Source organism: Paenibacillus sp. AR247 (assembly GCF_002968895.1).
Taxonomy (GTDB): Bacteria; Bacillota; Bacilli; order Paenibacillales; family Paenibacillaceae; genus Paenibacillus_AQ; species Paenibacillus_AQ favisporus.
The window spans coordinates 148,753-157,463 of record NZ_PCZT01000018.1 but is presented as its reverse complement, the minus strand read 5'-3'; the positions used below and the strand labels follow the sequence as shown (position 1 = coordinate 157,463).

General features: G+C 52.2%; 11 protein-coding genes and 2 pseudogenes. 8 read left to right on the top strand and 5 right to left on the bottom strand.

Annotated elements, in window-relative coordinates:
* The 3 genes and pseudogenes from CPT76_RS26480 to CPT76_RS42310 form a co-directional block, all read left to right on the top strand.
* Positions 1–230, top strand: a 230-nt coding sequence (locus CPT76_RS26480; protein ID WP_219845474.1) for an Rrf2 family transcriptional regulator, incomplete at its 5' end; no start/stop codon positions are given.
* Positions 231–372: 142 nt separating this feature from the next.
* Positions 373–666: pseudogene (locus tag CPT76_RS40560) on the top strand (NAD(P)-dependent oxidoreductase); the annotation flags it as partial.
* Positions 664–989 (top strand): annotated as a pseudogene (locus tag CPT76_RS42310) (AEC family transporter); the annotation flags it as partial. The pseudogenes CPT76_RS40560 and CPT76_RS42310, both read left to right, overlap by 3 nt.
* Positions 990–1,045: 56 nt before the next feature.
* On the opposite strand, the gene CPT76_RS38495 reads toward CPT76_RS42310, so the two are convergent.
* Positions 1,046–1,444, bottom strand: coding sequence for a helix-turn-helix transcriptional regulator (locus CPT76_RS38495; RefSeq protein ID WP_219845473.1), 399 nt, complete (start codon positions 1,442–1,444; stop codon positions 1,046–1,048).
* The gene (locus tag CPT76_RS38490) at positions 1,444–1,911 is read right to left on the bottom strand and encodes a hypothetical protein (RefSeq protein ID WP_219845472.1); all 468 of its coding nucleotides are present in this window, start codon (positions 1,909–1,911) and stop codon (positions 1,444–1,446) included. The genes CPT76_RS38495 and CPT76_RS38490 overlap by 1 nt, the downstream gene beginning before the upstream one ends.
* Before the next feature lie 211 nt (positions 1,912–2,122).
* Here CPT76_RS38490 and CPT76_RS26465 point away from each other — a divergent pair, with 211 nt between their 5' ends.
* From CPT76_RS26465 to CPT76_RS26460, 3 genes are all read left to right on the top strand, one after another.
* Positions 2,123–3,142 carry an aldo/keto reductase gene (locus CPT76_RS26465; protein WP_105445033.1) on the top strand — a complete coding sequence of 340 codons (1,020 nt, stop codon included), beginning with the start codon at positions 2,123–2,125 and terminating at the stop codon, positions 3,140–3,142.
* 142 nt (positions 3,143–3,284) lie between these two features.
* The gene (locus CPT76_RS40555; protein WP_258168820.1) at positions 3,285–3,569 is read left to right on the top strand and encodes an MFS transporter; all 285 of its coding nucleotides are present in this window, start codon (positions 3,285–3,287) and stop codon (positions 3,567–3,569) included.
* On the top strand, positions 3,566–4,783 hold the full coding sequence (locus CPT76_RS26460; RefSeq protein WP_258168819.1) for an MFS transporter: 1,218 nt from the start codon (positions 3,566–3,568) through the stop codon (positions 4,781–4,783). The genes CPT76_RS40555 and CPT76_RS26460 overlap by 4 nt, the downstream gene beginning before the upstream one ends.
* A 141-nt stretch (positions 4,784–4,924) precedes the next feature.
* On the opposite strand, the gene arsC is transcribed toward CPT76_RS26460, so the two are convergent.
* The 3 genes from arsC to CPT76_RS26445 all read right to left on the bottom strand — a co-directional run bounded on the left by arsC (position 4,925) and on the right by CPT76_RS26445 (position 7,085).
* Positions 4,925–5,344 (bottom strand): arsenate reductase (thioredoxin), encoded by a 420-nt coding sequence (arsC, locus tag CPT76_RS26455; RefSeq protein ID WP_105445032.1) that lies wholly within the window; start codon positions 5,342–5,344, stop codon positions 4,925–4,927.
* 26 nt (positions 5,345–5,370) lie between these two features.
* On the bottom strand, positions 5,371–6,666 hold the full coding sequence (locus CPT76_RS26450; protein WP_105445031.1) for an arsenic transporter: 1,296 nt from the start codon (positions 6,664–6,666) through the stop codon (positions 5,371–5,373).
* A gap of 92 nt (positions 6,667–6,758) precedes the next feature.
* On the bottom strand, positions 6,759–7,085 hold the full coding sequence (locus CPT76_RS26445) for an ArsR/SmtB family transcription factor (RefSeq protein WP_105445030.1): 327 nt from the start codon (positions 7,083–7,085) through the stop codon (positions 6,759–6,761).
* Between the two features lie 157 nt (positions 7,086–7,242).
* On the opposite strand from CPT76_RS26445, the gene CPT76_RS26440 reads away from it, so the two are divergent.
* A complete protein-coding gene (locus CPT76_RS26440) occupies positions 7,243–7,692 on the top strand; it encodes a MarR family winged helix-turn-helix transcriptional regulator (protein ID WP_105445029.1) in 450 nt (149 codons plus the stop codon).
* 370 nt (positions 7,693–8,062) lie between these two features.
* Positions 8,063–8,711 (top strand): arsenite methyltransferase (gene arsM / locus CPT76_RS26430; RefSeq protein ID WP_105445027.1); only part of this gene is annotated, 649 nt, incomplete at its 3' end.

The following is an 8,711-nucleotide window of genomic DNA, read 5'->3' as shown; positions in this document are numbered from 1 at the left end:
GGAATCCTAGTGATATAACGCTGCTGGACATTTATAATGCGGTTAACGTCGTGGAGGAGAACGGCCTGTTCGGCGTCCATGATTCTCCCAACCCGGATTGCACAGTGGGCCGCAACATCCAGGGAGTGATCGTCCCGCTGTTCACCAGCGCCCAGAAAGCGATGGAGAACGTGCTCGCTGCCGTTAAGCTCCAGGACATCATCCAAGACATCGAAGCGCATGAAATGTAACGCACGCCCCGACTCCCGACCCGGAAGAGGGGCGTGTTTTTTTCGTATCGAAGGTTTGCCGTCCTTTTTGATTTGACATTCGCCCAACATGTAACTACAATAGTTACAGGAAAGAACATGATAACCAGGAGGGAACTTTTTTATGAATATTGGAGTTATTGGAGCCAGCGGCAAGGCTGGACGCCTTATTGTAGAGGAAGCGTTGAACCGCGGACACCAGGTGACGGCGATCGTTCGTGATGCAGGCCGCGTTACAGGGAACGTCAGCGTTCTGGAGAAAGATGTGTTTGACCTGACGGCTGAAGATGTGAAGCCGTTTGATGTTGTCGTCAACGCCTTCGGCGCCAAGCCCGGGGACGAGCATCTTCACGTCGAAGCCGGAAGATCGCTCATTTCCGCCCTGAAGGAAGCACCGTCGACCCGGCTGATCGTCGTGGTGGCCGTCGCCCTGCTGACGCTAGGGGCCCAGATCGTCAAGTATCCGCTCAAACTGTACCGTGTGGATGTATATATCAGCCTGTTCCTCCGCCTTATCATCGGCCCGGTCATCGGCGTAACGCTCGTGTTTGCGCTCGGAATGAAGGGAATTCCGGCCCAGGCGCTGCTCATCGCATCCGGCATGCCACCGGGGTCAACACGTCGATTTTGGCGGAAGAGTACAACAACGAGCCGGATTTTGCGGCGCAAACCGTCCTGATTTCCACGCTGTTTAACATTATTACGATTACGGGATTGATTTCACTGGCGAAAATGTTCTGAAATAGAGGCGAAATGCCTCTATTTTTTTGTATATATCGGCCAAGTCTGCTCCTGCCCTAGCGGGAACCAAGGACGAATTGGCGCGGCGTAACGCCGAGCACCCGCTTGAAATGCCGGTGAAAATGGCTTTGGTCGCTGAAGTTAAGCACTGCCGCCACTTCGTGAACGGGAAGACCGGACAGCAGCAGCTGCTGTGACCTGCGGATCCGCTCCCGGATAATATACTGGTGCGGCGGCAGGCCTGTGGTCTGTTTAAACAGCCTCACCAGATGGGACGAGCTGATATGGGCGGCTGCAGCCAGGTCTTCGAGAGAGATATCCTGGTCCAGAAACGCATCGATGTACTGCAGCGCTTGATCCAGCTGATTTTTGTCCAGCTTCTGAAGGGCCGCCCGGCTCCCGGCTTTGGTGCCTGAACCGTAGCGGTCGAGCATATGGACGGTGAGCATGCGCATCAAGGAATCCGAGTAGAGCCTGCCGCCCCATCCCCCCCGCTCTGCTGCTCTTCGTGGAGCCAGCGGACCAGCTGGACGAGCCGTTCATCCTGCAGCCGGATCTGCGTCGCGAAATCGATCTGCCTGGCTCCTCCTGGGAGCTCCAGCTCACCGGCTACCTTTTGGACCAGGTCAGGGCTCAGGTCGAGACGGTAGAAATCCAGCTCCCTGTCCCACCGGCACAATGACATGTCGCCTGCAGAAAATACGTTGATATGTCCAGGCCAGGCCACCCCTTCCCCGCTGTATCCGTCGGACCGCTCAAACACGCGGACCGGCTCCTTGGTACGGTGAATGACCATGAGGTGCCCCGTTAATACCGGCTCAAAGGCTTCCTGCGGGGGGACTTGCTCCAAACTGGACAACGTATACTCCGGCTTCTCCACGATCCTGTTTTCACCCTTTCCCAATGCTGGCCGTATCGGCAATGCGTTCTCCTCCCTGCCGCCTGGATGCAAATGAAACGCTTTTTTTCCATTCTAAACGCTGCTTCCTTCCCTGACAAAGGGTACTTCGGCCCAAATGAGCATTTTGTTCAAAAAAGACGATCAACCGGTTCAAGAAACCGTCCCCGGATTCCCCGTATACTTGGGTTCAAGAAGGGCACCAACTCTATAACATGAATGGAGGCGTTAAAGCATGAAATATGCAAGACTCGGAAACTCGGGACTGATCGTGTCCAAACTGGCATTCGGAGCAATGACTTTTGGCACGGGAAACCTCCCAAGCGTCTATAAGGTAGGCCCATCAGCTGCCCGGCAGCTGGTGGACGAGGCGCTGGCGGCAGGCATCAATTTCTTCGATACTGCGGATGGTTATGCCGACGGGCAAAGTGAGGAAATGCTGGGGCAACTGCTCGGGTCCCGCCGGCAGGAAGTGGTCATTGCCACCAAAGGCGGCTTCCGTGCGGGCCCTGCGCTTGTTCAGTCGGGCTTGTCCCGCAAGCATTTGTTTGCCGCCGCAGAGGCGAGCTTGAAACGCCTCGGCACCGATTACATCGATTTGTACATCGTTCACAAGACGGATCCCTTCACGCCGCTGGAAGAAACGCTCGAAGCGCTCAACGACCTGGTCCGGCAGGGAAAAGTCCGCTATATCGGCTTCTCCAACTGGCCGGCCTGGCTGGCGGCCAAGGCGGTGCAAATCCAGCGCGAACGGGGCTGGGCCACCTTCATTAGCGGACAGATGTATTATTCCCTGGTCGGCAGGGACGTCGAGTACGATATCCTGCCGTTCATGAAGGACGCAGGCGTCGGGCTGACGGTATGGAGCCCGCTGGCCGGCGGATTTCTAAGCGGCAAGTATTCCCACAGCAATTTGCAGAATCCGGACGGACGGCTGAGTGGCTTTTACATCATTCCGTTCGACAAGGAATGGGGGGTTGCCGTGCTGGACCACGTTCACAGCATCGCCGATGCGCATGGCGTGACGGCTGCACAGGTATCGCTTGCCTGGCTGCTGTCCAAAACCGGCGTCAGCAGCGTCCTCGTGGGCGCCAGCAAAATGAGCCAGCTGGAGGACAATTTGAAAGCCATCGACCTGGAGCTGACGGCTGAGGAGATGCTGCTGCTGGATCAAGCCACACAGCCGCGCCCGCTCTACCCGAATTGGTTTGCCGACTCGATGCTGGATGCGGAGCACATTAAAGCGCTGGGGTAACGTAAAAGTACGGCGGATAATGGAGACCCGACGTTGCGTATTTTATTTTCACTTGTTTTCCGGTTCGTTCATATTCAGTTCATAAACATCGTGTATTTTGGTTTCATTCCAAAAAAGCAATAGAGAAATGAGGGAGTTTGGAGTGAAATCAAATCGAAACACGCTGATTTTGATCGGACTGATGATCGGTCTGATTTTTGCAGAGCTGGACGAAACCGTCGTGTCCACGGCGATGCCTACCATCATCCGCGATTTGCACGGCCTGGCGCTGTACGGCTGGGTCGCCGGCATTTACATGCTGGCTGCGACCATTTTTATGCCGATCCTCGGCAAGCTGGCCGACATTTACGGCCGGAAAGTCGTTTATTTAAGCTGCATGGCGCTCTTTATCGCAGGATCGATCGTGTGCGGCCTGCCCCATCGATGACGTTGCTGCTCATCGGCCGGGGCATTCAGGGCATTGGGGCCGGGGGGCTCATGCCGATCGCCTTAGCCATCATCGGAGATTCGTACCCGCTGGAGAAACGCGCCAAAATCCAGAGCCTGTTCGGCCCCATGATGATCATTCCCCAGCTGCTGGGTCCGACGGTGGGCGGATATTTGGTCGGTCACGTCAACTGGCACTGGGTGTTCCTGATCAACATTCCGGTTGGCCTGATCGCCGCCCTGGTGCTCGGAATCGGCATGCGGGAATCGCGCGGAGACGAGAAAAAGCCGATCGACTGGCTTGGTTCATCGGTGCTTACCTTAAGCCTGCTGTCCCTGCTTATGTCACCGGTTCTCATCGATAACCAGGGTCTGGCCTGGTCTTCGCCAACGATTATCGGGCTGCTGGTTATCGGCGCCTTGCTGCTCGGTCTGTTTATCTGGATCGAGACGAAGGTCAGGGAGCCGATTATCCCGCTGCATTTGTTCCGTAACCGCAATGTAGTCGTGCTGTCGCTGCTGGTCTTTATTCTCATGCTGGGCCTGATGGGCGGCATCGCCACCTTCCCGTACTTTGCCCAAAATGTGATGGGGCTGACACCGACGCAATCCGGGTACCTCATGCTGGCGTTTATGGCCGGCGCCATTCCGTCGAGCATCGTTAACGGATTTTTAATCACCCGGGTTCCATACCGCAATCTGTTTATCACTTGCTTTATCCTGCCGGTCATCGGCATCTATCTGCTGACGCAGCTCGGCATTCACACGTCCGTGGTGTACATCGTCGCTTCCTTCTTTATTCTGGGCCTCGGCCTCGGCGCCCTGTTCGGCGGCGACAATCTGATCGTGCAGGAATCGGTTTCCAAAGAGAACAGCGGCATTGCGCTCGGCACCGTGCAGCTGATCCAATCGCTCGGCACGACGATCGGCCTCAGCGTCTTCGGAAGCCTGCTTGCCAAGCATATCAAGGATGGCGTCTCCTCCATTGCCGGACAGCTTCCTGAAGGAAGCGCAGAGCACCTGGCTACGGGAGGCATCCCGGCAAATCTGGCACCGGACCTGCTGCTGAAGGTGCAGACCGTCTTTGTGGACGCGTTCCAAAACTTGTTCGGCATCGCGTTCGTGTTTATCCTGGTCTCCTTTATTATCACCTGGTTTTTGAAAAAGGGAGTGCTCACCAGCAAAGAAGCCGCGGCCGAGTCGGGACACAGCTGAGCCGGCTGGCCGCAGTTCTAAACTTATAAATGTGGCGAACGCTTCTCTAGACATACATGGCAATTCAAAATAAATAGCGACAGTCTTGGGACAAAAAAACCCCCGGACTGTCGCTATTTCATTTCCAGCTATCCGCTGTTTCTATTTCCCCGTTTTGGCAAATCGCTCGATTCTTTCGCCGATCTGATCACGTACACGTTGAAATACGGCCCACTTCTCTTCGTCTGTACCCTGGGCTTTCGCCGGATCGTCAAATCCCCAATGCTCACGTCTGACTTGCGGCGGTGTGACGGGGCATTTGTCCGCTGCATCGCCGCAGAGGGTCACTACGAAATCGGCCTCATTAAGGAGTGTGGGATCAATGATATTAGAGGTTTGACCGGAAATATCAATCCCTGCTTCTTCCATGGCTTTGACGGCATTGGGATTGAGCCCGTGAGCTTCGATGCCCGCACTGTGCACATTCCAGTCGTCACCGAGGTATTTTTTCGCCCAGCCTTCAGCCATTTGACTCCGGCAGGAATTGCCTGTGCACAAAAAGTAAATTGTTTTCTTGTTCATATGAGCGTGTCTCCTTGATATGAAAATTATAAAATCGCCAACCACAAATACAGGCCCAGCAGCGTAACCAAAAGGGTAGGAATCGTCAGGATGACGCCGGTTCTAAAATACGTCCCCCAGGAGATTTTGACCCCTTTGGCGGACAGCACATGAAGCCATAGGAGCGTCGCCAGTGATCCAATGGGAGTCATCTTTGGTCCTAAGTCGGAACCGATGACATTGGCATACGCCAGAGCCTCTTTGATGGCATCGGTGGTGTGGGTTGATTGTATGGCCAAGGCATCAATCATGACGGTGGGCAAATTGTTCATTACAGATGATAGCACAGCAGATAAAAAACCCATCGAGATCGTTGCCGCAAACAATCCCTGATCAGCTGCCGACTGAATGACTTGAGCCAATAAGTCCGTCAGCCCGGCATTCCGCAAGCCATACACCACCACATACATGCCAATGGAGAAAAAGACGATGGCCCACGGGGCCCCCTTAACCACATCCTTGACCGGAACGATTGGACTTTTTCTTGCCATAAGCAAAAAGAAGATCGCGATGACACCAGCGACGATAGATACCGGTATATTTAAAAATTCGCTCGCAAAGTATCCGGCCAGCAGAATGGCAAGCACAACCCAGGATAATCTGAACATTGCACGATCCTTGATCGCATCCTCCGGGTTCCTTAGATCGGCGGCATCAAACCTCGCGGGGATGCTCTTTCGGAAGAACAGGTAGAGAACGATGATGCTGGCTCCTAGAGCAAATAAATCCGGGATGATCATATGGCCGGCGTATTCCATGAAGGAAATACCGAAGAAGTCAGCAGACACGATATTTACGAGGTTGCTGACAACCAACGGCAGTGAGGTCGTATCTGCAATAAACCCGCTGGCGATGATGAACGGGAACACCTTCTTTTCATCGAATCTGAGCGCCCGCATCATCGCGAGAACGATCGGCGTTAGGATCAGCGCGGCACCGTCATTTGCAAAAAATGCAGCCACAACGGCACCGAGGAACGAGACATAAATAAACATCCGCAGACCGCTGCCGCGAGCAGCCCTTGCCATATGCAGCGCAGCCCACTCGAAAAATCCGATGCTGTCCAGAATCAGAGAAATAAGGATGATGGCTACAAAAGCGAGCGTAGCATTCCAGACGATTTGCGTGACATCCCAAACGTCTTGGAATCGAACCACTCCAACGAGCAGAGCAAGAACAGCGCCTCCGCAAGCTGACCACCCGATAGACAGGTTTTTGGGCTGCCAGATGACGAGTATTAATGTGATCAAAAATATGACGCAAGCCAATACAACGGTTACCATTTCAACCTCCGTGCGAACTGTCGCTGATCTTGTTTGTAAACATTCGCAAATCATTATATAACTATGTGCTTATATGATCAACAAAAGAAAACTTACTTGCACACGGAAGTTAAATGCTGTTTGTTTAATGCGGATAATATCGTTTGGGAATCGGGCGTGAGTTCCAATACAGCTTGAATATATGGTTTATCCTCTACCTTTAAGGAGTAGTACACCCATTGTCCGCGCTTACTTTCCTTCACCAGTCCCTGAGATTTCAGCTTTCTTAAGTGCTGGCTTACCGCAGGCTGGGAGACCTCCAGGATCTCAACAAGCTCACAAACACAAAATTCCCGGTCCTTAAGTAAGGATAATATGGTAAGGCGGGTGTTATCGCTGAGCAGCTTTAGCTTATCCGCCATTTCGCGAATTTGTTCCATAAGGGTCCCTCCTTTTAGTGATATATAAGCGAATGATTATATGATATGATGATGAGAAATAAAAATCAAATCCATAGAAATTCATCTGTATCCAAAAAAACATTTGCATCATGCAAATAAATACAGTATAAATGAATCACGAGGTGAAAAAAACGTAATGGAAAGCACTCGCGAACTATTCCAGATCATGACCCGCCGCTTTGGCTTACTTAATAAAAATTGCTGTACCGTGGGTGGGCACGATCTCACACCGGTTCAAAGCCACATTTTGTTCGAGGTCGACCGTCAGCATCATCCATCGATCCAACAGATCGCGGAAACATTAGGCACCGATATCACAACATTCAGCCGCCAAATACAATCCCTGATTAAAATGAACCTGATCAAAAAGACGCCTGATCCTACAGATCGCCGGGTTTCGACGCTCGCTCTAACGGTTGAAGGCAAATACGTCGCCGCCACCATCGACCATCAAATGAACGCTTATCTGGATGATGTATTTTCTTTTATGACCGAGTTTGAGAAAGAGACCGTTCTCCGGTCCATAAAATTGATGAATGAAGCGATGGCCAAATCCGATTATTGCTGCAAGCCGATGTTAGGGTAATTTTTTTACCCTTCAATACTTGCAATTTGCAATTAATTCCCATGTATAATCCTTTGATCTGATGTCAGATGGCTTTGCTGCTCCCGCAGCGGGTCATTCAACATACACAACCATTTAAGGAGGTCCTTCGATGTACGATCACTTTTACACCGCCGAGTACCTGATGAAAATGAACGAACAACAAGTGCAAAAAACGGCTCGGCTAGCTTGGAAATGGTCCACAGAAAAACCAAAAATGGGTCGGTATAAGTTCCTGGACTCTGTCCGTAAAGCGAAGTCAGTTCCTTGCTGCTCTCCACCCATTCAGGCTTGCTGCTAAAGTATTGCTGACCATTGATCGAATCCAAACCCATTCTAAGGAGTGTTATCCATGTCAAAGTTAACGAATGATGAAATCCGCCAAAACGTGCGAAGCCGATATAAGCAGATTGCCGTTGCCGAGATGAATGCTGGATCTTGCTGCCAACCGGACAACAGTCAAGCCAGCTGCTGCAGCACGCCTTCCGATTTTAATTCGATCTCGAGCCGATTAGGTTACTCTGATGACGAATTAAACGCGGCACCTGAAGGCGCAAACCTTGGTTTGGGATGCGGTAACCCGCAGGCGATTGCTTCTTTAAAGGCTGGTGAAGTCGTACTGGATTTAGGAAGCGGCGGCGGATTTGACTGTTTTCTGGCATCGCGCCAGGTAGGAGATACGGGTAAAGTCATCGGCGTCGACATGACCCCCGAAATGGTCAGCCGTGCACGCAGCAATGCAGTGAAAGGCAATTTCAAGAACACCGATTTCCGTCTGGGAGAAATTGAGCATCTTCCCGTAGCCGATCACACGGTTGATGCTATTATTTCGAACTGCGTGGTCAATTTATCTCCAGATAAACAGCAGGTGTTTCACGATTCTTTTCGGGTGCTAAAAAGCGGAGGCCGGCTGGCCATTTCGGATATCGTTACTACAGCAGATTTACCTCCTGAGATCAAAAACGACCTGGATGAGTTGTATTCAGGCTGCATTTCAGGGG